The following is a 22,872-nucleotide window of genomic DNA, read 5'->3' as shown; positions in this document are numbered from 1 at the left end:
ACACCATGGGTATATCGGGGGCTTTTCAGTCTTGGGGGGTTAAACCCAAGGCAGGCTCAGCTTATTGGCAAGCTTCGCAATCCGGCTCGTCAATCGCGCAGGCCTTTGGCACTGGCGCCGGTCCGGCTGGGGCTGCAAGCACCGAGTCATCACCATGGTTGCCGCTGGAAACCGCGTTCAGCTTACCGGTGTTGATGGTCGACTTCTCGGTGCTGGTCGCGGCCAGGGCACGGAGGTAGTAAGTGGTTTTCAGGCCACGGTACCAGGCCATGCGGTAGGTCACGTCCAGCTTCTTGCCCGATGCGCCGGCGATGTACAGGTTCAGCGACTGAGCCTGGTCGATCCACTTCTGGCGACGGCTGGCGGCGTCAACGATCCACTTGGTGTCCACTTCGAAGGCGGTCGCGTAGAGCTCCTTGAGTTCCTGCGGGATTCGTTCGATCTGCTGCACGGAACCGTCGTAGTACTTCAGGTCGTTGATCATGACCGAGTCCCACAGGCCGCGAGCCTTGAGGTCGCGAACCAGGTACGGGTTGATCACGGTGAATTCGCCCGACAGGTTCGATTTCACATACAGGTTCTGGTAGGTCGGTTCGATCGACTGCGACACGCCAGTGATGTTGGCAATGGTGGCGGTCGGTGCGATGGCCATGATGTTGGAGTTACGAATGCCTTTCTGCACACGGGCACGTACCGGCGCCCAGTCCAGGGATTCGTTCAGGTCGACATCGATGTACTTCTGGCCACGGGCTTCGATCAGGATCTGTTGCGAATCCAGCGGCAGGATGCCCTTGGACCACAGTGAACCCTGGAACGTCTCGTAGGCGCCGCGCTCGTCGGCCAGGTCGCAGGAAGCCTGGATCGCGTAGTAGCTGACCGCTTCCATGGACTTGTCGGCGAACTCGACGGCAGCATCCGAACCGTACGGGATGTGCTGCAGGTACAGCGCGTCCTGGAAGCCCATGATGCCGAGGCCAACCGGACGGTGCTTGAAGTTGGAGTTCTGCGCCTGTGGCACCGAGTAGTAGTTGATGTCGATCACGTTGTCGAGCATGCGTACGGCGGTGTTGACGGTACGTTCCAGCTTGGCGGTGTCCAGCTTGCCGTTGACGATGTGGTTCGGCAGGTTGATCGAACCCAGGTTGCAAACGGCGATCTCGTCCTTGTTGGTGTTCAAGGTGATCTCGGTGCACAGGTTCGAGCTGTGGACCACGCCCACGTGCTGCTGCGGGCTGCGCAGGTTGCACGGGTCTTTGAAGGTCAGCCATGGGTGGCCGGTTTCAAACAGCATGGACAGCATTTTGCGCCACAGGTCTTTGGCCTGGATGGTCTTGAACAGCTTGACCTTGCCTGGGTACTCGGTGAGGGCTTCGTAGTACTCGTAGCGCTCTTCGAAGGCTTTACCGGTCAGGTCGTGCAGGTCCGGCACTTCGGATGGCGAGAACAGGGTCCACTTGCCGTCATCGAAGACACGCTTCATGAACAGGTCAGGGATCCAGTTGGCGGTGTTCATGTCGTGGGTACGACGACGGTCATCACCGGTGTTCTTGCGCAGCTCGATGAACTCTTCAATGTCCATGTGCCAGGTTTCCAGGTAGGCACAGACAGCGCCTTTGCGCTTGCCACCTTGGTTCACGGCTACAGCGGTGTCGTTCACCACTTTCAGGAACGGTACAACGCCCTGGGACTTGCCGTTGGTGCCCTTGATGTACGAACCCAGCGCACGCACCGGGGTCCAGTCGTTGCCCAGGCCGCCGGCGAATTTGGACAACATGGCGTTGTCGTGGATCGCGTGGTAGATGCCCGACAGGTCGTCCGGCACGGTGGTCAGGTAGCAGCTCGACAGCTGTGGACGCAGGGTGCCGGCGTTGAACAGGGTCGGGGTCGACGACATGTAGTCGAAGGACGACAGCAGGTTGTAGAACTCGATGGCACGGTCTTCTTTGTGCTTCTCTTCGATCGCCAGGCCCATGGCCACGCGCATGAAGAACACTTGCGGCAGTTCGAAGCGGATACCGTCCTTGTGGATGAAGTAACGGTCGTACAGGGTCTGCAGGCCCAGGTAGGTGAACTGCTGGTCACGCTCGTGGTTGATCGCCTTGCCGAGTTTTTCCAGGTCGAAGGTGGCCAGGACCGGGTTGAGCAATTCGAATTCGATACCCTTGGCGATGTAGGCCGGCAGGGCCTTGGCGTACAGGTCGGCCATCTCGTGGTGGGTGGCGCTGTCGGCGACTTTCAGGAAGCCCAGGCCTTCGGCACGCAGGGTGTCCATCAGCAGGCGCGCGGTCACGAACGAGTAGTTCGGCTCGCGTTCAACCAGGGTACGGGCGGTCATCACCAAGGCGGTGTTAACGTCGGTCAGGGCCACGCCGTCGTACAGGTTCTTCAGGGTTTCGCGTTGGATCAGGTCACCGTCGACTTCTTCCAGGCCTTCGCAGGCCTCGGTGATGATGGTGTTCAGGCGGCCCAGGTCCAGCGGTGCAAAGCTGCCGTCGGCCAGGGTGATACGAATCGACGGATGCGCTTGCACGGCAGCTTCTTCGGCCGGGGAGCGTACGGCACGTTCCTTGGCGCGCGAATCACGGTAGATCACGTAGTCGCGGGCGACTTTCTGCTCGCCGGCACGCATCAGGGCCAGTTCGACCTGGTCCTGGATTTCTTCGATGTGGATGGTGCCGCCCGAGGGCATGCGACGCTTGAAGGTCGCGGTGACTTGTTCGGTCAGGCGGGCAACGGTGTCGTGGATGCGCGACGAAGCGGCAGCGGTGCCGCCTTCAACTGCAAGAAACGCTTTGGTGATGGCGACGGTGATTTTGTCATCGGTGTAAGGAACGACAGTGCCGTTACGCTTGATCACACGCAGTTGGCCAGGTGCGGTGGCGGACAGATCCAGGTTCGAATCGGCGGCCTGCGGCACGGAGCCTTGCGGGTTCTCGCGAGTTGTGTCGGTTTGCATGGGGGGTTGTCTCCACGTTCTATATTTGATTGCGAGTGCCAGGCTCTTCCTGCAACACCCGTACCGTTTTCCATATCGGGGATGGGAAACAGCTGCCATCCGCGTGAGCGGTTTGGTCTACTGAAAATCGGTTGGTTCCATGCTGCGCTAGCAATAAAACGCTTGAATTTCGAGCCACTTGTGTGGTTGGGCAGTTTGTTCGAAAACCCCACATGTAGGGTCTTCTGTAGTGCCGAGGTACAAGATAATGCGTTTTTGAGGGGTTAGCAACGCAGTAACCTGTGGATAACGCTGTGAGTAAAATGTGTAAGAAAGGTAGAACAGCCGTGTAGGCCGCATTGCTGCTGGATTACACCGTTTGTCATTAAATGTTACGGGCTCAAAACAAGCGGCCCATTTTCGAAGGGCGCGAACCCTATCACAAAAAAACGCGATCACCGAATGGATTTCCCGGCTTGTGTTTGAGGGCTGGCCCATGGCTACAATCGCTCACATCGGGCTAAGAAGTGACCCACATCATGCCCGCCTTTTATGACAGACATTGAGGTCACCCGTGGAGCAAGAAGCCTGGCAGGTATTGATAGTCGAAGACGACCAGCGATTGGCCGAATTGACCCGTGAGTACCTGGAGAGCAACGGCCTGCGGGTCTCGGTGGAGGGCGATGGTGCCCTGGCGGCGGCGCGGATCATCGCCGAACAGCCCGACCTGGTGATCCTCGACCTGATGCTGCCCGGCGAAGACGGCCTGAGCATCTGCCGCAAGGTGCGTGAGCGCTATGACGGCGTGATCCTGATGCTCACCGCGCGCACCGACGATATGGACCAGGTGCTGGGCCTGGACATGGGCGCCGACGATTATGTGTGCAAGCCCGTGCGCCCGCGCCTGTTGCTGGCGCGCATCCAGGCCCTGCTGCGGCGCAGCGAAGCGACGGAGCCAGCCGCTGTGGAGAACCAGCGCCGCCTGCAATTCGGCCCTCTGGTGGTGGACAACGCCCTGCGCGAGGCCTGGCTGAATAATGAGGGCATCGAACTGACCAGCGCCGAGTTCGACCTGCTGTGGCTGCTGGTGGCGAATGCCGGGCGGATTCTGTCCCGCGAAGAAATCTTCATTGCCCTGCGCGGCATCGGCTACGACGGCCAGGATCGCTCCATCGATGTGCGTATCTCTCGTATCCGCCCCAAGATAGGTGACGACCCGATCCACCCGCGCCTGATCAAGACTATCCGCAGCAAAGGCTACCTGTTCGTCCCCGAAGCCGCCGCCGACATGCCGCTGTGAACTCGATCTTCCTGCGCATCTACGGTGGCATGTGCGCGGCGCTGATCCTGGTGGCGCTGCTCGGCGTACTCGCCCTGCACCTGCTCAACGAGGTGCGCAGCGGCCAATACCGCGAGCGCCTGGCCCATGGCACCTTCGCCTTGATGGGCGACAACCTGCAACCCATGAGCGCCATCGAGCGCCAGCGCGCCCTGGCGGTGTGGGAGCGTTTGCTGGGGATCCCGCTGGAGTTGCGCCCGCTGGCCGATGCGCAACTGGACTTGAGCCAGCGCAATCGCCTGCAACGCGGCCAGGTGCTGGTGCAACAGACCGGGCCACATGCCGCGCGGGTACTGCGCTTGGTCAGCGAACAGGAGCCGCTTGTGCTGACCGGTGAAGTGCAGCAGATCAGCGAGCAGCTGGCGCGCGCGACCATCTACCTGCTTGCCGATGAGCTGGTGCGCTTCCCGGTGGCCGAACAGCCGCAACGCCTGGCGCAGATAAAGGAAGCCAAGGGCTTTGGCTTTGATATGCACTTGATGCCCCTCGATCAGGCCGATATGGATGAAGACCAGCGCCGTCGTGTATCGGAAGGCGATACGGTGATGGCATTGGGCAAGGGCGGCGATTCGATCCGCGTGTTTGCCGGCATGGTCGGTACGCCGTGGGTGCTGGAGATCGGCCCGTTGTATCAGATGAACCCTTACCCGGCGCAATGGCTGATCCTGATCGCCTTGATCGGCCTGACTCTGATCGGGCTGATCGTCTATCTATTGGTGCGCCAGCTTGAACGTCGGCTGCGCGGCCTTGAAGCCGCCGCCACACGGATCGCCAAGGGCAACCTGGAGGTTCGCGTGCCGGCCCGTGGTGCCGATTCGGTGGGGCGGCTGGCGGCTGCGTTCAATGGCATGGCCGAGCATTTGCAACAACTGCTGGCGATCCAGCGCGAGTTGGTGCGCGCGGTGTCCCACGAACTGCGCACGCCGGTGGCACGCTTGCGTTTTGGCCTGGAGATGGTCGGCGACGCGACTACCGTCGAGGCACGGCGTAAATACCTGGAGGGCATGGACAGCGACATCCAGGACCTGGATGGCCTGGTGGATGAAATGCTCACTTATGCGCGCCTTGAACAAGGCTCGCCGGAGCTGAATTTCCAGCGCGTCGACCTTGATGCGCTGCTCGATCAGGTAATCGGCGAATTATCGCCACTGCGTCCGCAAATAAATGTAGCCCGCGGTATTTGCTTGTCATCAGCGCATTGGGACGACGCCTGGGTCGATGCCGAGCCGCGCTACCTGCACCGTGCGTTGCAGAACCTGGTGAGCAATGCCATGCGCCACGCCCAGGGCCGGGTGTTGATCAGTTATCAGGTGGGCCAGGTACGCTGCTGCATCGACGTGGAAGACGACGGCCCCGGCGTGCCGGAAAGCGCCTGGGAGCGCATCTTCACGCCGTTCCTGCGCCTGGACGACAGTCGCACCCGTGCCTCGGGCGGGCATGGCCTGGGGTTGTCGATTGTGCGGCGGATTATCTATTGGCACGGCGGGCGGGCGTTGATCAGCAAGAGCAACAATTTGGGCGGCGCCTGTTTCAGCTTGAGTTGGCCCAGGGATCAGGATAAACCCTGATGGATCAGGCGCTGATTGCGACCAGGCTCAACAGCTGCCCATCATCCACCGCGAACTGCCCCACCAATTCCTTGCCATGGCACCACTCTTCGGACAGGTCCGTCAGCAGTCGCAGCCGCAGATGCCCGGGCTCTGACCATTCCAGCAACTCGGCATGCTCAAAGTAGAAACGCTTCTGCACAATGGGATAGAGCGCCTTGAACAGGCTCTCCTTGGCGGAGAACGTCAGCGTCACCAACTGCGCTATCTGCTCTCTTGGCAAGGCGGCCATGCGCTGCAGCTCATCAGCCGTCAGGATTTCCCCGGCCAACCGCTCCGCCCGCTCCAGGCTCAGCACATTCTCCAGGTCCATACCCAGCCCGCGCCATTGCGCCTTGTGCGCGACAATCGCGGCGGCGTGCCCAGTGCTATGGGTGATGGAGCCGCTGATGTGCGCGGGCCACACCGGTGCGCGGTCTTCGCCGATCGCGGGGATGCAGTTGAGGTGATCGAGTTGTTGCAGGGCGGCACGGGCGCACAAGCGACCGGCGAGGAACTCGGCCTGGCGCTTGGCCACCGAGCGCTGGATGCTCGCCGGTGGCGGCACGGCACAGCGCTGGAAATCGCCAGGCGTGAGCAGGGCCGGGTCAAAACGCGTGCTGAGAAACACCGTGCCGGGCAATGGTTCGGGCAGCCGCCAATGGGCGTCGAGTGGGGTGCAGCAAGCGGGTAACGGATTCATGGGCGGTATTTTGCCGAGTTGAGGGGCGCGAGGATAGCCCGCTGCGGTTCAGGTGAGGTTCAGAGCCTGTTCAGGGGGAGTTCAGGGGGGGCTGCGTAGTCTGGGGCATACAGCCAAACGCATAGAGGTAACACCATGACTGCGATCAAACAGCTGATGTTGGCGTTAACCATGCTCAGTGCCACCGCCGGGGTCCAGGCATCCGACGGCGCCTTCGCCGCATTCGGCGGTGAAAAAACCAAGAAATCCAGTACTTTGATCCAGCGTGTCAGCTTCGAAGAAGTGGGCAGCCAACCCACGCCCTGGGGCCAGTCCCTGGGCCTTGTAACCCCGCAGCCGGGCTATCGCGCCGGTTATGAACACCTGACCGGCCAGTTCAATGGCATAAAACTGCGCCCGCAAGACCTGCAGGGCCGCTATGATATCCCTCTGTCGGACAGTTGAATTGCCTTGGAGAGCCTTATGAAATTGCTGGTGGTGGAAGATGAGGCGCTGCTGCGTCATCACCTGTTTACCCGCCTGACCGACAGCGGGCATGTGGTCGAGGCCGTGGCCAATGCCGAAGAGGCGCTGTACCAGACTGGCCAGTTCAATCATGACCTGGCGATCATCGACCTGGGCCTGCCCGGCATGGGCGGCCTGGACCTGATCCGCCAACTGCGCACGCAGGCCAAGACCTTTCCGATCCTGATCCTCACCGCCCGCGGTAACTGGCAGGACAAGGTCGAAGGCCTCGCTGCGGGTGCCGACGACTACGTGGTCAAACCGTTCCAGTTCGAAGAGCTGGAGGCGCGGATGAACGCCTTGCTGCGCCGCTCCAGTGGCTTTACCCAGTCGACCATCGTTGCCGGGCCATTGCTGCTGGACCTCAACCGTAAGCAGGCATCGCTCGAAGAGCAGCCGCTGGCGTTGACCGCCTACGAATATCGGATCCTTGAATACCTGATGCGCCATCACCAACAAGTGGTCGCCAAAGACCGCTTGATGGAACAGCTCTACCCCGATGACGACGAGCGTGATCCGAATGTCATCGAGGTGCTGGTCGGCCGCCTGCGTCGCAAGCTGGAAGGCCCGGCCGGGTTCAAACCGATCGACACCGTGCGTGGCCTGGGCTATCTGTTCAATGAGCGCTGCCGTTGATTCGCTCGCTACGCGTGCGCTTGATGCTGGCGGCCGCGACCTTGGCCGTCCTGTTCATGCTCGGCCTGTTGCCGGCCATGCAAGGGGCGTTCAGCCTGGCGTTGCAGGACTCCATCGAGCAGCGCCTGGCGTCGGACGTCACCACCTTGATCTCTGCCGCGCGGGTCGAAAACAACCGTCTGCTGATGCCGGCGCAGTTGCCCGACGAACGCTTCAACCTCACTGACAGCCGCCTGCTCGGCTATATCTACGACCGCGAAGGCCACCTGGTGTGGCGTTCGCGGGCGACCAAGGAAGAAAACATCAACTACAAACCGCGCTACGACGGGCGCGGTAACGAGTTTGCGCGGATTCGCGAGGCCAACGGCCAGGAATTCTTCGTGTATGACGTCGAGGTCAGGCTGCTGGGCGGCAAGAGCGCCGCCTTCAGTATCGTGGCCCTGCAACCGGTGCGTGAATACCAGTTGACCCTGGAAGGCCTGCGCGAAAATCTCTACCTGGGCTTCGGCGCAGCCTTGCTGGTGTTGTTGACCTTGCTGTGGCTGGGCCTGACCTGGGGCCTGCAAGCGCTGCGGCGGCTGAGTCAGGAACTCGACCAGATCGAAGGCGGCACCCGTGAGAGCCTCTCCGAACAACACCCCCGCGAATTGCTGCGCCTGACCGGCTCCCTCAACCGCTTGCTGCACAGCGAGCGTGAGCAACGCGTGCGCTACCGCGATTCCCTCGACGATTTGGCCCACAGCCTGAAAACCCCACTCGCCGTTTTGCAGGGAGTGAGCGAAGAAATGGCCCAGCGTCCTGAGGATCGTGAGCAGGCCCGGGTGCTGCAATCGCAGATCGAGCGCATGAGCCAGCAGATCAGCTACCAGTTGCAGCGCGCCAGCTTGCGCAAAAGCGGCCTAGTGCGCCACCAGGTGCGCCTGGAGCCGGTGCTGCAAAGCCTGTGCGATACGCTGGGCAAGGTCTATCGCGACAAGCGCGTCAGCGTGTCCTTTGACCTGCCGGAAGAATGCGATGTGCCGATCGAGAAAGGCGCTTTGTTGGAGTTGCTCGGCAACCTGCTGGAAAACGCCTACCGCCTGTGCTTGAGCGAAGTGCGCATCAGCCTGGTGGCGAGCCTGGAAGGCACCGAGTTGTGTATTGAGGATGACGGGCCTGGCGTGCCGCCGGATCAGCGTGCACGAATTCTGCAACGGGGTGAGCGCCTGGATCGCCAGCACCCGGGGCAGGGGATTGGGTTGGCGGTGGTCAAGGACATTATCGAAAGCTACGGTGCGCGGTTGACCCTGGGCGATTCGCCGTTGGGTGGCGCCGCCTTCAGGATTCACTTCCCGGCTTTGTGATCTTTATCGGTTGGACTGACGCTATCGGGGGCAAGCCCCCTCCCACATTTTGATGTTTGAACACATTCAAAGGTGGGAGGGGGCTTGCCCCCGATAGCGTCAGTCCAAGCGCTACATCTCTAGCTCTCTTGCGCTCGGTAAGCCCCCGGCGTCAACCCCGTCCACTTCTTGAACGCCCGATGAAACGCCGACGGTTCGGAAAACCCCAACTGCTCGGCAATCTCCTGCAACGACAAATCCGCGCGCCCCAAATGATAGATGGCGATGTCTCGCCGCAGCTCATCCTTGAGTGCCTGAAAGCTGGTGCCTTCCTCGCGCAAATGCCTGCGCAGGGTCTGTGGACTGATGTGCAGGTGCTGGGCGACGGCTTCCAAGTCGGGCCAGGGTGTACGGTCGCGGCTGAGCAAGCGGCGTAGCTGGCTGCTCAAACTGTCGCCTTCATCCGGCCGGGACAGCAGGTCGGCGGGGGATCGCTCGAGGAAGTGCTTGAGCGTGCGTTCGTCCTGTAACAGCGGCAGGCTCAGGTAGCGGCTGTGAAACACCAGGCTGCTGTTCGGTGCGCCGAATACCTGGGTACAGGGAAACAGCAGGTCATATTCGCTGGCGTGGGCCGGCATCGGGTAGCTGAAGGTGGCCTGGTGCAGGCGGATACGTTGGCCGATCAGCCAACTGCCGAGCCGATGCCAGATCACCAGCAGGCATTCGCTGAGGAAGTGATCCGGGTCCCACAGTTGCGAGTCGTCCAGGCTCAAGCGGGCCATGTCGCCTTCACGTGTCAGCTGCCAGCGTGGGCCTTGCGCAAATAGGCTATAAAACAATAAGCCGCGTTCCAGGGCCTTTTCCAGGGTGCGGCAGTGGATCAGTGCGTGGCACATCATGGCGAAGGTGCCACGTTTGCTCGGGCCGTCGGCAAACCCCAGGTATTCATCGTCCAGCGCCAGCCAGAGCATTTGCAGCAGCCGGGTAAATTGTTCCGGTGCGATGCGGGCGCGGGGTTCGGTCAGCAATTCCGGGGTAATACCTGCCTGCAGCAGCAGCCCTGAGTAGTCGTAACCGGCCCGACGCGCACCGCCGAGGGCTGCCCGGGCGTAATGACTGGCGATGGTACGTTCACGCATGCGAAGGCCTCGTCCATGGAGAGGCGGATGGTAGTCATCCCCGGGTAGGGTCACAAGGCGGATATCCGCCAAATTGTAGGACGGGATTAGAGTCGTAGGCGGAAAACCGCCACTCGATTCGGTGCTTGGGAGGGCACCTGAAGAGCCCAAGCCCTGATGTCTAAAGGCCTTCAGGGGTTTTCAGCAAAGTGGCACGGCGTTTGCGATAAGGATTCCAGCGCAGGCTGGACTTACAGACCTCGCAAACAACAAATCCCTCCAGTGCAGGAGGGTTCGCAATTCAAGTGTCGTGGGCAATGGCGGATATTTGCCACACGGGACGATTGAGGAACTTTGCAATGACGACTCGTCAGCCTATCTACAAATCCCTGTACTTCCAGGTGATCGTTGCAATCGTTATCGGTATTTTGCTCGGTCACTTCTACCCACAGACCGGTGTGGCCCTCAAGCCACTGGGTGACGGGTTCATCAAACTGATCAAAATGGTCATCGCCCCGATCATCTTCTGCACCGTTGTCAGCGGCATCGCTGGCATGCAAAGCATGAAATCGGTCGGCAAGACCGGCGGCTACGCACTGCTGTACTTCGAAATCGTTTCCACCATCGCGCTGCTGATCGGCCTGATCGTGGTGAACGTCGTGCAACCGGGCGCCGGCATGCACATCGACGTAGCGACCCTGGATGCTTCCAAAGTCGCGGCCTACGTGACCGCCGGTAAGGACCAGAGCATCGTCGGCTTTATCCTCAACGTTATCCCGAACACCATCGTCGGTGCCTTCGCCAACGGCGACATCCTGCAAGTGCTGATGTTCTCGGTGATCTTCGGTTTCGCCCTGCACCGCCTGGGCGCCTACGGCAAGCCGGTACTGGACTTCATCGATCGCTTCGCCCATGTAATGTTCAACATCATCAACATGATCATGAAGCTCGCGCCAATCGGTGCCCTGGGCGCCATGGCATTCACCATCGGTGCCTACGGTGTCGGTTCGCTGGTGCAGTTGGGCCAGTTGATGATCTGCTTCTACATCACCTGCATCCTGTTCGTGCTGGTAGTGCTGGGCGGTATCTGCCGCGCTCACGGTTTCAGCGTGATCAAACTGATCCGCTACATCCGTGAAGAGCTGTTGATCGTACTGGGTACTTCCTCCTCCGAATCCGCACTGCCACGCATGCTGATCAAGATGGAGCGTCTGGGCGCGAAGAAATCCGTAGTAGGCCTGGTCATCCCGACTGGCTACTCGTTCAACCTCGACGGTACGTCGATCTACCTGACCATGGCGGCCGTGTTCATCGCCCAGGCGACCGACACCCACATGGACATCACCCACCAGATCACCCTGCTGCTGGTGCTGCTGCTGTCCTCCAAAGGCGCTGCAGGCGTGACCGGTTCGGGCTTCATCGTACTGGCGGCCACCCTGTCGGCCGTAGGCCACCTGCCGGTTGCCGGCCTGGCGCTGATCCTGGGTATCGACCGCTTCATGTCCGAAGCCCGTGCGCTGACCAACCTCGTAGGTAACGCCGTTGCCACCATCGTCGTGGCCAAATGGGTCAAGGAGCTGGACACCGACAAGCTGCAAAGCGAGCTGGCGTCCGGCGGTACCGGCATCTCGGAAACCCGTGAGCTGGATGACCTGGGCGTGGCCGAAGGCCCTGCACCTGTGGTCAAGTAAATCGCCGATGGCGTGAACTAACGCCGACAGCAACGCACAAACGCCCCGACTGGTTCGGGGCGTTTGCGTTTCTGGCGCCTCACTCTGGTGGCTTTTGTTTTACAGTAGCGAATCAGTTGTAACGCTTGCAGGAGGTTATGTGGACAGTGTGGATCTGAATGTCCTGCGCAGCGTGCTCGAATGGCGCCGTGCCGGGCAGCGAGTGGTGTTGTACAGCGTGGTCCAGACCTGGGGCAGTGCGCCGCGCCCGCCGGGCGCCATGCTGGCGTTGCGGGGCGATGGGATGGTGATCGGCTCGGTATCGGGCGGGTGCATCGAAGACGACTTGATTGCCCGACTGCAGGACGGCCGGCTGCCTGAAGACGGGCCGCCGGTGCAGTTGGTGACCTACGGCGTCACCCGTGATGAGGCGGCGCGCTTTGGCCTGCCGTGCGGCGGCACCTTGCGCCTGACCGAAGAGCGAGTAGACGAGTGGGAGTGGGTGGCTGAGCTGCTGGCGCGGTGCGAGGATCATCAGATCGTCGCCCGGGAGTTGGAACTGGCCACTGGCAAGGTGATGTTAACCGGTGCAAGCAAGACCGATGTTGTCACCTTCGACGGTGAACGTCTGCGCGCCATCTACGGCCCCCGCTGGCGCCTGCTGTTGATCGGTGCCGGGCAGCTGTCGCGTTATGTGGCGGAAATGGCGCGCCTGCTGGATTTCGAAGTACTGATCTGCGACCCGCGCGATGAGTTTGTCTATGGCTGGGAAGACCAGCACGGTCGCTTCGTGCCGGGCATGCCCGATGAGGCGGTGCTGAATATCCAGACCGACGAGCGCACGGCCATCGTCTGCCTCACCCATGATCCGCGCCTGGATGACATGGCGCTGCTGACGGCACTGAATTCCTCGGCGTTCTACATTGGCGCCCTGGGGTCGCGGGTCAACAGCCAGAAGCGCCGGGAAAACCTCGCGGCGCTGGGCTTGTCGACGGAAGCGATTGCGCGTCTGCATGGGCCGATCGGTTTGCATATCGGCAGTCACACGCCGGCGGAAATCGCGTTGTCGTTGATGGCGGAAATAGTCGCGATCAAGAACGGCGTGGCACCGATGCAGAAGAAGCCGCTGCCGGTGGTGGTTGAGTGAGCATCACCGCGATTGTGCTGGCGGCGGGGCAGGGTAGCCGGTTTCGCGCCGAGGCAGAGGCTGACCAGGACAAGTTGCTGGCTGATTGTGTGGGCCTGGATGGCGTGGTTCGGCCAGTGATCGAGCAGGTGCTGAAGAATCTGCCGAGTGCCGTGGCTGATCGTTGGGTGGTGACTTCAGCGGATAGTACCGAAGTGATTCGCCTGGCAGAGGCCTACGGCTGCAAGGTATTGCTGCTGCGCTCGGCTGGCATGGGCGACAGTATTGCCGCCGGGGTCGCCGCCAGTGCTTCGGCGAATGGGTGGCTGGTGGTGCTGGGGGATATGCCGTTTATTCAGTCATCGAGCATTGAGCGAGTGATTGCGGGGTTGGAGGAGGGTGGCATCAGTGTGCCGGTGCAGGACGGGCAGTACGGGCATCCTGTGGGCTTTGGTCGGGTATTTGGGGCGCGGCTGATGGCGCTGAACGGTGAACGTGGGGCTAAATCTCTGTTTGCGCAGGCGGCGGTGTGTGAAGTCGTGGTTGAAGATCCTGGCGTGCTCTGGGATGTCGACCTGCCACACTGCCTGAATTTCGAAACGATCTAAGTGTGGGAGGGGGCTTGCCCCGATTGCGGTGGATCGGCGGCGGATGGGTTGGCTGATCCTCTGCTATCGGGGGCAAGCCCCCTCTCACAATAGGTTTTGGGAGTGCATAAAAAAGCCCCGCCTGATCACTCAGGCGGGGCTTTTTAGTTGCTGCGGGAATCAGACGAGAGGTTTGCTCTCGTGCTCTGCTTCCTGTGCTGCAGCAGCAGCAGCGGCTTCCGCTTCCTTGCGACGACGACGTACTTCACGCGGGTCGTTCGGCGCGCGGCCGTTTTCGGTCAGGGCACTGACCGGAGCGGCTTCAACCACGGGTGCAGCCACTTCGGCAACCACCGGCGCTTCTACCGCCGGCGCAGGTTCAACGACCGGAGCGGGCTCAGCCACTGGGGCTGGCTCGGCAACCACGACTTCGGCAACCGGTGCCGGCGCTTCTTCTACTGCTGGGGCAGGTGCTGGCGCTTCGACCGGAGCGGCAGGCTCGGCAGTCCATTGGAAGGCGGTCTGTTCTTCACGAACTTCACGAATTTCCGGGGCGGCTTCTACTGCTTCAACCACAGGTTGAGGCTCGACTACCGGTGCTTGCTCAGCCACCGCTTCAACTTCTGGCAGGACTTCTTGAGCCGGAGCAACTTCCACTTCCGGAACAACCGGTGCTTCGATTGGGGTAGTTGCTTCAACAACAGGTGCTTCTACGACTGGGGTTTCGGCAGCAGGTGCTTCAACGACCGGCGCTTCAACTACTGGGGTATCGGCCGCAGGTGCTTCGACAACGACGGCTTCTTCAACAGTCGCGGTAGCGCGCTCAGCCTGCTCGTGCGCCTGGGCTTCAGCCGGAGCGCTGATGACCGAGCTGGCAACGGCAGCAGTAACGGCCAGGCCGGCAGCCAGTTCGGCGCCAGTCGGCTCGCTGGTAGCAGCTTCTGCGTTTTCGCCGGTCTCTTCCGAGCCTTCGATCACGTTGCCGTTGGCATCGCGTTGACGCTCACGACGGTTGCTGCGACGACGCTGGCCACGGGAGCGGCGGCGTGGACGATCGCCTTCGGCGCCTTCCTGACCGTCTTCCTGCACTTGCTCTTCGCCGGTCAGCACTTCTTCTTCGCTGGCGGCAGCCGCTTGTTCTGCGCGTGGTTGACGCTCTTCACGCGGAGCGCGAGGCTGACGTTCTTCGCGCGGTGCACGTTCTTCACGCGGCTGGCGAGCCGGGCGTTCTTCGGCAACAACAGCTGCACCGGCAACGGCTGGCGCAGCGTCCAGCGGCTCGCGCAGTTCGCGCACACGCTCTTCGCGCTCGCCACGTGGCTTGCGGTCTTCACGTGGGGCGCGTGGCGTACGCGGTGCGCGCTCTTCACGCGGTGCACGTTCTACGGTCGGGGTTTCTTCGCGGGCTTCGCGGGCTTCGCGAGGCGCACGCTCTTCACGTGGGGCGCGTTCTTCACGCGGCGCACGCTCTTCGCGCGGCTTGCGCTCTTCGTCACGACGGCCGTTGCGGTTACGGCTCTGCTGGCGACCGTTGCGACGCTCTTCGTTGCGCGCTGGGCGCTCGGAGGCCGGTTTTTCAACCACGACCGGTGCGGCAGGCTCTTCCTTGGTGGCGAACAGGCTCACCAGCGACTTCACCAAGCCTTTGAACAGGCTTGGTTCAGGCATTACGGCTGGAGCGGCAACCGGAGCGGCGGCTTCAACCGGAACCGGTGCGTTGGCACGGGCCGGAGCGGTTTTCACGGCGGCTTCCTGGCGAACCAGGGTGCGGGTCGCGGCGGCTGGCTGCACTTCTTCGACTTCGGCAGCAGCAGCGGCGATTTCGTAGCTGGACTGGCCGCTGTGGGCTTCCGGGCTGTCATCGCGCAGGCGCTGCACTTCGAAGTGCGGCGTTTCGAGGTGGTCGTTCGGCAGGATGACGATACGGGCACGGGTGCGCAGTTCGATCTTGGTGATCGAGTTGCGTTTTTCGTTGAGCAGGAAAGCTGCAACCGGAATCGGCACTTGTGCGCGGACTTCGGCGGTGCGGTCTTTCAGGGCTTCTTCTTCGATCAGGCGCAGGATCGCCAGGGACAGCGATTCAACGTCACGGATGATGCCGGTGCCGTTGCAGCGCGGGCAGACGATGCCGCTGCTCTCGCCCAGGGACGGACGCAGGCGCTGACGGGACATTTCCAGCAGGCCGAAGCGCGAGATGCGGCCGACCTGTACGCGGGCACGGTCAGCTTCCAGGCATTCGCGGACTTTTTCTTCCACGGCGCGCTGGTTCTTGGCCGGGGTCATGTCGATGAAGTCGATCACGATCAGGCCGCCGATATCACGCAGGCGCAGCTGGCGGGCGATTTCTTCAGCCGCTTCCAGGTTGGTCTGCAGGGCAGTTTCTTCGATGTCGCTGCCTTTGGTCGCCCGCGCCGAGTTGATGTCGATGGACACCAGGGCTTCGGTCGGGTCGATCACGATGGAGCCACCGGAAGGCAGTTCGACCACGCGCTGGAAAGCGGTCTCGATCTGGCTTTCGATCTGGAAACGGTTGAACAGCGGAACGCTGTCTTCGTACAGCTTGATCTTGCTGGCGTACTGCGGCATCACCTGGCGGATGAAGGTCAGGGCTTCGTCCTGGGCTTCAACGCTGTCGATCAGCACTTCGCCGATGTCCTGGCGCAGGTAATCGCGGATGGCGCGGATGATCACGTTGCTTTCCTGGTAGATCAGGAACGGCGCGGAACGATCCAGGGAGGCTTCCTTGATGGCGGTCCAGAGTTGCAGCAGGTAGTCGAGGTCCCACTGCATTTCTTCGCTGCTGCGGCCCAGGCCGGCAGTGCGCACGATCAGGCCCATGTCGGCCGGTGCGATCAGGCCGTTCAGCGCTTCACGCAGTTCGTTGCGCTCTTCGCCTTCGATGCGACGGGAAATGCCGCCGGCACGCGGGTTGTTCGGCATCAGGACCAGGTAACGGCCAGCCAGGCTGATGAAGGTGGTCAGGGCGGCGCCCTTGTTGCCACGTTCTTCTTTTTCGACCTGGACGATGACTTCCTGGCCTTCGCTCAGGACGTCCTTGATGTTCACGCGGCCTTCGGGGGCTTTCTTGAAGTATTCGCGGGAGATTTCTTTGAGGGGCAGGAAGCCGTGGCGCTCGGAGCCGAAATCGACAAAGGCAGCCTCGAGGCTTGGTTCGATGCGAGTAATACGGCCTTTATAGATGTTGGCCTTCTTTTGCTCGCGTGCACCGGATTCGATGTCCAGGTCGTAGAGGCGTTGGCCATCTACCAGTGCAACACGCAACTCTTCGGGTTGAGTTGCGTTAATCAGCATTCTTTTCATGTTGTACCGTCGGTTTCCGGGCTGCCGGAAACGGCGTTCGGCACACACGACTTCTCACGGTCGGTGTCAGGTGCGTCAAGAGTGGTTGGCCACTCCAGTGTCCAGCAATAACAGGCCAATTGGGCCGGTACCGCGACGGACGCGTCCTGCTTGTTAGCGGTGGTGACAAAGGCACCACTTCAACAAAAGCTAAGGTCAGGAGGAGGAATCAACCGGCGACTGTGGACGAGATGAAGCGTCTAAATATAAGCCTAGTGCTACACGGTCCGACGGTTGTGCATCTCCACCCTACACGTATCCCTGATAATTCGGGTGCTGCCGCGCGCAGAATCCGCAGCGGGTTGGCATTTACCGTGTTCTCCAATGGGGAGTCCACGCTCATGGCTAAACAAGACTAGGTGTGGGCGGTTGCGCTCTCACTCAGCTCTTAACAGGCGTTGTTTCCGAAGTATTCGCCGTGGTCTGGCTCAAGACTGACTGCACTTTGTGAACTGGCCGTAAATATCGGCGCAAAACGCGAGTATTCACTCTGCTTTCTGCACTCGCTTCAGGCCTCATGTCACCTGCGCTTGTTACAATCTTGAGCCTTCCAGGGTGGCGAAAGCCCCGTAGGACGGCCTCGCGTCCTGATGAATTGCGATGGTCAGGGCCGGCAGTTTGCCGCATGTCCTCTGTCCAGGCCGCTTTTGGCGGCGTTCGCGACTATAGCAGCAATGATTAAGTGCTTCAATTCCATAAAAATTGTTATCATCGCCGCCATGACGACTACCGCCCCCCAGACCCCCAGCGTCCAGCTGCTCGAGGTCTCGCCGGAATATGCCGGCCAACGCATCGACAATTTTCTCCTGGCCAGGCTCAAAGGCGTGCCCAAGACCTTGATTTACCGCATCTTGCGTAAAGGTGAAGTGCGGGTGAACAAGGGCCGGATCAAGCCCGAGTATAAGTTGCAGGCGGGCGATATCGTACGCGTGCCACCGGTGCGCGTGCCTGAGCGTGACGAGCCTGTACCGTTGGCCCAGGGCCTGTTGCAGCGCCTGGAAGCCTCGATTGTCTTCGAAGACAGCAAGCTGATTGTGATCAACAAGCCCTGCGGCATTGCGGTGCATGGTGGCAGCGGCCTGAATTTCGGCGTGATCGAAGCCTTTCGTCAGTTGCGCCCGGACGCCAAGGAGCTGGAGCTGGTCCACCGCCTGGACCGCGACACGTCCGGCCTGCTGATGATCGCCAAGAAACGCAGCATGTTGCGCCACCTGCACACCGCCTTGCGCGGCGATGGCGTGGACAAGCGCTACATGGCGCTGGTGCGCGGCAACTGGGCCAGTTCCATCAAGAGCGTCCGTGCGCCGTTGCAGAAGAGCAACCTGCGTTCGGGCGAGCGCATGGTCGAAGTGGACGAGGAGGGCAAAGAAGCCCTGACCCTGTTCAAGGTGCTGCGCCGTTTCGGCGACTTCGCCACCATGGTCGAGGCCAAGCCGGTCACCGGGCGCACCCATCAGATTCGCGTGCACACCCTGCATGCGGGCCACTGCATTGCCGGTGACACCAAGTACGGCGATGAGGATTTCTCCAAGGAGATCCGCGACCTGGGAGGCAAGCGTCTGTTCCTCCACGCCTACATGCTCACGGTACCGCTGCCCGATGGTGGCGAATTGAAGCTGCAGGCGCCGGTCGATGAGATGTGGGCCAAGACCGTGGAGCGCTTGAGTGTCGCACCTTGACTACAAACTGCTGATATTCGATTGGGATGGCACCCTGGCCGACTCCATTGGCCGGATTGTTGAGTCGATGCACGCTGCATCGACCCGTTCGGGTTACGCGTTGTGCAGTGATCTGGCGGTCAAGGGCATCATCGGTCTGGGCCTTCCCGAAGCGATCCGTACCCTGTATCCCGAGATCAGTGACGCTGAACTGGTCGCGTTTCGCGAACACTATGCCGATCACTACATCGCTCTGGAGGCTACGCCCTCGCCGCTGTTCGACGGTGTGGTGCAATCCCTGGAGGCATTCCGTGCCCAGGGTTATCACCTGGCAGTTGCCACCGGCAAGGCTCGTCGCGGTCTGGATCGGGTGCTCAAGGCCCACGGTTGGGAAGATTATTTCGATATCACCCGCGCCGCCGATGAAACTGCCAGCAAGCCTCACCCTCTGATGCTGGAGCAGATCCTGGCTCATTGCGGCGTGTCGCCACGCCAGGCCTTGATGGTGGGCGATGCCTCCTTCGACCTGATGATGGCACGCAATGCGGGCATGGACAGCGTGGCGGTCAGCTATGGCGCCCAGGCTGCCGAGGCGTTGCAGCAATATGAACCGCGACTGATGATCGATCATTTTTCCGAATTGCAGGCCTGGCTCAGCCAGGCCCGATAAGTCTTTGCTGGGGTTGATGGCATGAGTGACGAGTGGAAAGCGCCCGAAAAGGCTGAAAGCAGTGATGAAAAAAGCTGGAAGCTGCTGGAGAAGACTCTCCTGGCCAGCGTCCAGGAGCAGCGTCGCGCGCGGCGTTGGGGGATTTTCTTCAAACTGCTGACGTTTGTCTGGCTCATCGGCATGTTGGCGCTATTCAGTCCGCTGATGGACATGGAGAAAAGCGCAACCCGTGGCGCCAACTACACCGCCCTGATCGAAGTGCGCGGGGTGATTGCCGACAAGGAGTCCGCCAGCGCCGATAACATCGTCAGCAGTCTGCGCGCCGCTTTCGAAGACCCTAAGGTCAAAGGTGTGATCCTGCGCATCAACAGCCCGGGCGGCAGCCCGGTGCAGTCAGGTTATGTGTATGACGAGATCCGTCGTCTGCGTGGTCTGCACCCGGATACCAAGCTGTATGCGGTGATTTCTGACCTGGGCGCTTCCGGTGCGTATTACATCGCCAGTGCTGCTGATCAGATTTACGCCGACAAGGCCAGCCTGGTGGGCTCAATTGGTGTAACGGCAGCGGGCTATGGGTTTGTCGGCACCATGGAGAAGCTGGGAGTTGAGCGTCGCACTTATACCTCGGGTGAACACAAGTCGTTCCTTGATCCGTTCCAGCCGCAAAAAGCCGATGAAACCCAGTTCTGGCAGGGTGTGCTCGACACTACTCATCGTCAGTTCATCGCCAGCGTGAAGCAGGGGCGTGGGGATCGACTGAAGGATAAGGACCATCCGGAACTGTTTTCCGGCCTGGTGTGGTCAGGCGAGCAGGCCTTGCCGCTGGGCTTGATCGATGGCCTGGGCAGTGCCAGTTCGGTGGCGCGGGATGTGATTGGCGAGAAGGAGCTGGTGGATTTCACGGTTGAGGAATCGCCGTTTGATCGTTTCTCCAAGCGGCTCGGTGCCAGCGTGGCGGAGAAGCTGGCCTTTTACATGGGCTTCCAAGGCCCTGCTCTGCGCTGATCCTCAGCCTACATGTAGATGAAAGTGTGGGAGGGGGCTTGCCCCCCGATTGCGGTGGGTCAGCTGTAGGTGGGCTGGCTGATCCTCTGCTATCGGGGGCAAGCCCCCTTCCACATTTGCTTTGTGGTGTTCTCAGGGGATTTGCACGCCTTCGGCCAGCAGCATATCCACCAGGCGGATAAGGGGCAGGCCGACGAGGCTGGTGGCGTCCGGCCCTTCGGTACTTTGGAACAGGCTCACGCCCAACCCCTCGGCCTTGAAGCTGCCCGCGCAGTCATACGGTTGCTCGATCCGCAGGTAACGTTCGATGCGCTCGGCATCCAGCTCGCGCATGTGCACGGTAAAAGGCACGCAGTCGACCTGGCAGCTGCCTGTCTCGCTGTTCAGCAGCGCCAGCCCAGTGAGAAAGCTGACGCGCTTGCCGCTGGCGGCCAGCAGTTGCTCGCGAGCGTTCTCGAAGGTGTGTGGCTTGCCGATGATCCGGCCATCGAGTGCGGCCACCTGGTCGGAGCCGATAATCAAATACCCCGGATGGCTGGCGGCAAGGGCGCGGGCTTTTTGTTCGGCCAGGCGCTTGACCAGTTCGATGGCGGACTCATTTGCGCGGTGGCTTTCATCGATATCCGGCGAACTGCAGATGAACGGCAGGTGCAGGCGGCTCAGCAATTCCCGGCGATACACCGAGCTGGATGCGAGTAATAAAGGCAGCATGGGCGTCTCCTCAGGTCGGCATCGGATTCTAGCGGGGCGACCGGCTGACGCACAGGGCTGAATTTCCTTTGACATGGCCGGGTGCATCCCTATAATGCTGCGCCTATGTTGAATGACCCGATTCCACCTCACGTTGACCCGCGCAAATTGGCTGATCGTGGCACTTCCCTTCAAGGTGAGTTGCTGCTGGCCGATTTGGAGAGACTCTGCGACCCGCTTTCCGACACTGTCGGTACGGTGCAGGCCAAATTCGTTTTTGAACGAGATGAACGTAAATCTGTGGTAATCCACAGTTTTATCGACACCGAAGTCAAAATGGTTTGCCAGCGTTGTCTTGAGCTGGTCACCCTGCCGATCCACAGCGAGTGCAGTTATGCTGTGGTGAAGGAGGGTGCGAATACCCAGTCGTTGCCGAAAGGTTATGACGTGCTGGAACTGGGCGAAGATCCTTTGGATCTGCATGCACTGATCGAGGAGGAGCTTCTGCTCGCCTTGCCCATTGTGCCTGCTCATCATCCGGAAGAATGCCAGCAGCCGGCGGGCCTCGATGACGAGCCCGAACCGAGCGAGGACGAGGTAACGCGGTCCAACCCGTTCAGTGTATTGGCGCAGTTAAAGCGTGACCCAAACGTTTAGGAGTTAATCAATTATGGCTGTTCAGCAGAACAAAAAATCCCGCTCCGCCCGTGACATGCGCCGTTCGCACGACGCTCTCGAGGCTAGCACCCTGTCCGTGGAAAAGACCACTGGTGAAGTTCACCTGCGTCACCACGTATCGCCAGAAGGCGTATACCGTGGCCGTAAAGTGATCGACAAGGGCGCTGACGAGTAATCACTTGTCTGCTCTAGTCATCGCGATAGACGCAATGGGCGGGGACTTCGGTCCCCGCAGCATTGTTCAGGCCTGCATTGCCAGCCTGTCAGCTACTCCCTCGCTGCACCTGACCCTCGTCGGTCAACCCTCCTTACTTGAAGAACTGATTGCCAGCCATCCGGCGGTGGATCGCGCGCGCCTGACGATTACGCCAGCCAGCGAAACCATCACCATGGATGAAAAGCCGGCGGCAGCCCTGCGTGGCAAGCCTGACTCTTCGATGCGGGTGGCCCTGGAGCTGCTGCGTGATGGCAAGGTGCAAGCCTGTGTCAGCGCCGGCAATACCGGGGCCCTGATGGCGCTGTCGCGCTTTGTGCTCAAGACGCTGCCCGGCATTGATCGACCGGCGATGGTGGCGGCGATTCCGACGCAGAAAGGCTATTGCCAGTTGCTGGACCTGGGCGCAAACGTCGATTGCAGCGCCGAGCATCTGCTCCAGTTCGCCGTGATGGGCTCGGTGGCCGCCGAAGCGCTGGGCGTGGCCCGGCCACGGGTGGCCTTGCTGAATATCGGCACCGAAGACATCAAGGGCAACCAGCAGGTCAAACTGGCCGCCACGTTGCTGCAAGGCGCGCGGGGGTTGAATTACGTCGGGTTTGTCGAAGGTGACGGCTTGTACCGTGGCGAAGCGGACGTGGTGGTGTGTGACGGGTTTGTCGGCAATATCCTGCTCAAATCCAGCGAAGGCCTGGCGACCATGATCGCCACGCGCATCGAGGCGCTATTCAAGCAGAATCTGGCATCGCGCCTGGTTGGCGCCCTGGCGCTGCCGCTGATGCGCCGCCTGCAGGCTGACCTGGCCCCGGCGCGGCATAATGGCGCGAGTTTTCTGGGGCTGCAGGGCATTGTGGTAAAAAGCCACGGCTCGGCCGGTGTCGAGGGGTTTCAAAGTGCGATCGCGCGGGCTGTGATCGAGATCCAGGAAAACCTGCCGCAACGCTTGCACGGGCGTCTCGAGGACCTGTTGCCTTAGGCGAATCGGCCCGGGAGTGCTTAAATGTGACCGGCCAGTTCAATTGACCATCCAATCTGTCAGTTTCGTGCGCTCCCACCGTAGGAGTGCGCATT

General features: G+C 61.1%; 19 protein-coding genes. 14 read left to right on the top strand and 5 right to left on the bottom strand.

Going from position 1 to position 22,872, the window contains the following annotated elements:
* Positions 1-61 precede the first annotated feature (61 nt).
* The gene (locus ACZ445_RS23220; protein WP_058427489.1) at positions 62-2,956 is read right to left on the bottom strand and encodes a ribonucleoside-diphosphate reductase subunit alpha; all 2,895 of its coding nucleotides are present in this window, start codon (positions 2,954-2,956) and stop codon (positions 62-64) included.
* Between the two features lie 553 nt (positions 2,957-3,509).
* Here ACZ445_RS23220 and ACZ445_RS23215 point away from each other — a divergent pair.
* Together ACZ445_RS23215 and ACZ445_RS23210 are read left to right on the top strand one after the other, a co-directional pair.
* A complete protein-coding gene (locus tag ACZ445_RS23215; RefSeq protein ID WP_058427488.1) occupies positions 3,510-4,235 on the top strand; it encodes a response regulator in 726 nt (241 codons plus the stop codon).
* The gene (locus ACZ445_RS23210; RefSeq protein ID WP_179028885.1) at positions 4,232-5,842 is read left to right on the top strand and encodes an ATP-binding protein; all 1,611 of its coding nucleotides are present in this window, start codon (positions 4,232-4,234) and stop codon (positions 5,840-5,842) included. The genes ACZ445_RS23215 and ACZ445_RS23210 overlap by 4 nt, the downstream gene beginning before the upstream one ends.
* A 4-nt stretch (positions 5,843-5,846) precedes the next feature.
* On the opposite strand, the gene ACZ445_RS23205 is transcribed toward ACZ445_RS23210, so the two are convergent.
* Entirely contained in the window at positions 5,847-6,563 is a 717-nt protein-coding gene (locus tag ACZ445_RS23205) for a 4'-phosphopantetheinyl transferase family protein (protein ID WP_058427486.1), read from the bottom strand.
* A gap of 135 nt (positions 6,564-6,698) precedes the next feature.
* Here ACZ445_RS23205 and ACZ445_RS23200 point away from each other — a divergent pair, with 135 nt between their 5' ends.
* Genes ACZ445_RS23200 through ACZ445_RS23190 form a run of 3 tightly spaced genes read left to right on the top strand, consistent with a single transcriptional unit; the run spans position 6,699 to position 9,046 of the window.
* On the top strand, positions 6,699-7,007 hold the full coding sequence (locus ACZ445_RS23200) for a hypothetical protein (RefSeq protein ID WP_058427485.1): 309 nt from the start codon (positions 6,699-6,701) through the stop codon (positions 7,005-7,007).
* An 18-nt stretch (positions 7,008-7,025) separates the two neighbouring features.
* The gene (locus ACZ445_RS23195; protein ID WP_058427484.1) at positions 7,026-7,703 is read left to right on the top strand and encodes a response regulator; all 678 of its coding nucleotides are present in this window, start codon (positions 7,026-7,028) and stop codon (positions 7,701-7,703) included.
* The gene (locus tag ACZ445_RS23190) at positions 7,700-9,046 is read left to right on the top strand and encodes an ATP-binding protein (RefSeq protein ID WP_058427483.1); all 1,347 of its coding nucleotides are present in this window, start codon (positions 7,700-7,702) and stop codon (positions 9,044-9,046) included. Before ACZ445_RS23195 ends, ACZ445_RS23190 begins: the two co-directional genes overlap by 4 nt.
* A gap of 119 nt (positions 9,047-9,165) precedes the next feature.
* Here the strand turns inward: ACZ445_RS23190 and ACZ445_RS23185 are convergent, their stop codons facing one another.
* A complete protein-coding gene (locus tag ACZ445_RS23185) occupies positions 9,166-10,164 on the bottom strand; it encodes an AraC family transcriptional regulator (protein ID WP_058427482.1) in 999 nt (332 codons plus the stop codon).
* A gap of 338 nt (positions 10,165-10,502) precedes the next feature.
* Between ACZ445_RS23185 and ACZ445_RS23180 the strand changes: the two genes are divergently transcribed.
* The 3 genes from ACZ445_RS23180 (at position 10,503) to ACZ445_RS23170 (ending at position 13,547) form a co-directional block, all read left to right on the top strand.
* Entirely contained in the window at positions 10,503-11,834 is a 1,332-nt protein-coding gene (locus tag ACZ445_RS23180; RefSeq protein WP_028617588.1) for a dicarboxylate/amino acid:cation symporter, read from the top strand.
* Between the two features lie 139 nt (positions 11,835-11,973).
* The gene (locus tag ACZ445_RS23175; protein ID WP_310863319.1) at positions 11,974-12,960 is read left to right on the top strand and encodes an XdhC family protein; all 987 of its coding nucleotides are present in this window, start codon (positions 11,974-11,976) and stop codon (positions 12,958-12,960) included.
* The gene (locus ACZ445_RS23170; RefSeq protein WP_310863320.1) at positions 12,957-13,547 is read left to right on the top strand and encodes a nucleotidyltransferase family protein; all 591 of its coding nucleotides are present in this window, start codon (positions 12,957-12,959) and stop codon (positions 13,545-13,547) included. Before ACZ445_RS23175 ends, ACZ445_RS23170 begins: the two co-directional genes overlap by 4 nt.
* A 159-nt stretch (positions 13,548-13,706) precedes the next feature.
* On the opposite strand, the gene rne is transcribed toward ACZ445_RS23170, so the two are convergent.
* On the bottom strand, positions 13,707-16,847 hold the full coding sequence (gene rne, locus ACZ445_RS23165; RefSeq protein ID WP_310863321.1) for a ribonuclease E: 3,141 nt from the start codon (positions 16,845-16,847) through the stop codon (positions 13,707-13,709).
* 758 nt (positions 16,848-17,605) lie between these two features.
* Between rne and rluC the strand changes: the two genes are divergently transcribed.
* From rluC to ACZ445_RS23150, 3 genes are read left to right on the top strand one after another with little or no spacing between them, the layout of a single operon-like run.
* Positions 17,606-18,565 (top strand): 23S rRNA pseudouridine(955/2504/2580) synthase RluC, encoded by a 960-nt coding sequence (rluC, locus tag ACZ445_RS23160; protein WP_058427510.1) that lies wholly within the window; start codon positions 17,606-17,608, stop codon positions 18,563-18,565.
* A complete protein-coding gene (locus ACZ445_RS23155; RefSeq protein WP_310863322.1) occupies positions 18,552-19,214 on the top strand; it encodes an HAD-IA family hydrolase in 663 nt (220 codons plus the stop codon). Before rluC ends, ACZ445_RS23155 begins: the two co-directional genes overlap by 14 nt.
* A gap of 21 nt (positions 19,215-19,235) precedes the next feature.
* Positions 19,236-20,219 (top strand): S49 family peptidase, encoded by a 984-nt coding sequence (locus tag ACZ445_RS23150; RefSeq protein ID WP_058427477.1) that lies wholly within the window; start codon positions 19,236-19,238, stop codon positions 20,217-20,219.
* Between the two features lie 132 nt (positions 20,220-20,351).
* Here ACZ445_RS23150 and ACZ445_RS23145 read toward each other — a convergent pair whose 3' ends face one another.
* The gene (locus ACZ445_RS23145; RefSeq protein WP_058427476.1) at positions 20,352-20,930 is read right to left on the bottom strand and encodes a Maf family protein; all 579 of its coding nucleotides are present in this window, start codon (positions 20,928-20,930) and stop codon (positions 20,352-20,354) included.
* A gap of 105 nt (positions 20,931-21,035) precedes the next feature.
* Between ACZ445_RS23145 and ACZ445_RS23140 the strand changes: the two genes are divergently transcribed.
* Genes ACZ445_RS23140 through plsX form a run of 3 tightly spaced genes read left to right on the top strand, consistent with a single transcriptional unit; the run spans position 21,036 to position 22,777 of the window.
* Entirely contained in the window at positions 21,036-21,566 is a 531-nt protein-coding gene (locus ACZ445_RS23140; RefSeq protein ID WP_010566563.1) for a YceD family protein, read from the top strand.
* A gap of 13 nt (positions 21,567-21,579) precedes the next feature.
* A complete protein-coding gene (gene rpmF / locus ACZ445_RS23135) occupies positions 21,580-21,762 on the top strand; it encodes a 50S ribosomal protein L32 (protein WP_003179396.1) in 183 nt (60 codons plus the stop codon).
* A 4-nt stretch (positions 21,763-21,766) separates the two neighbouring features.
* A complete protein-coding gene (gene plsX, locus ACZ445_RS23130) occupies positions 21,767-22,777 on the top strand; it encodes a phosphate acyltransferase PlsX (protein ID WP_081049354.1) in 1,011 nt (336 codons plus the stop codon).
* Positions 22,778-22,872 lie beyond the last annotated feature (95 nt).

The organism is Pseudomonas allii (assembly GCF_055380095.1).
The sequence above is the reverse complement of the archived record's forward strand: the minus strand, read 5'-3'. Positions and strand labels throughout refer to the sequence as shown.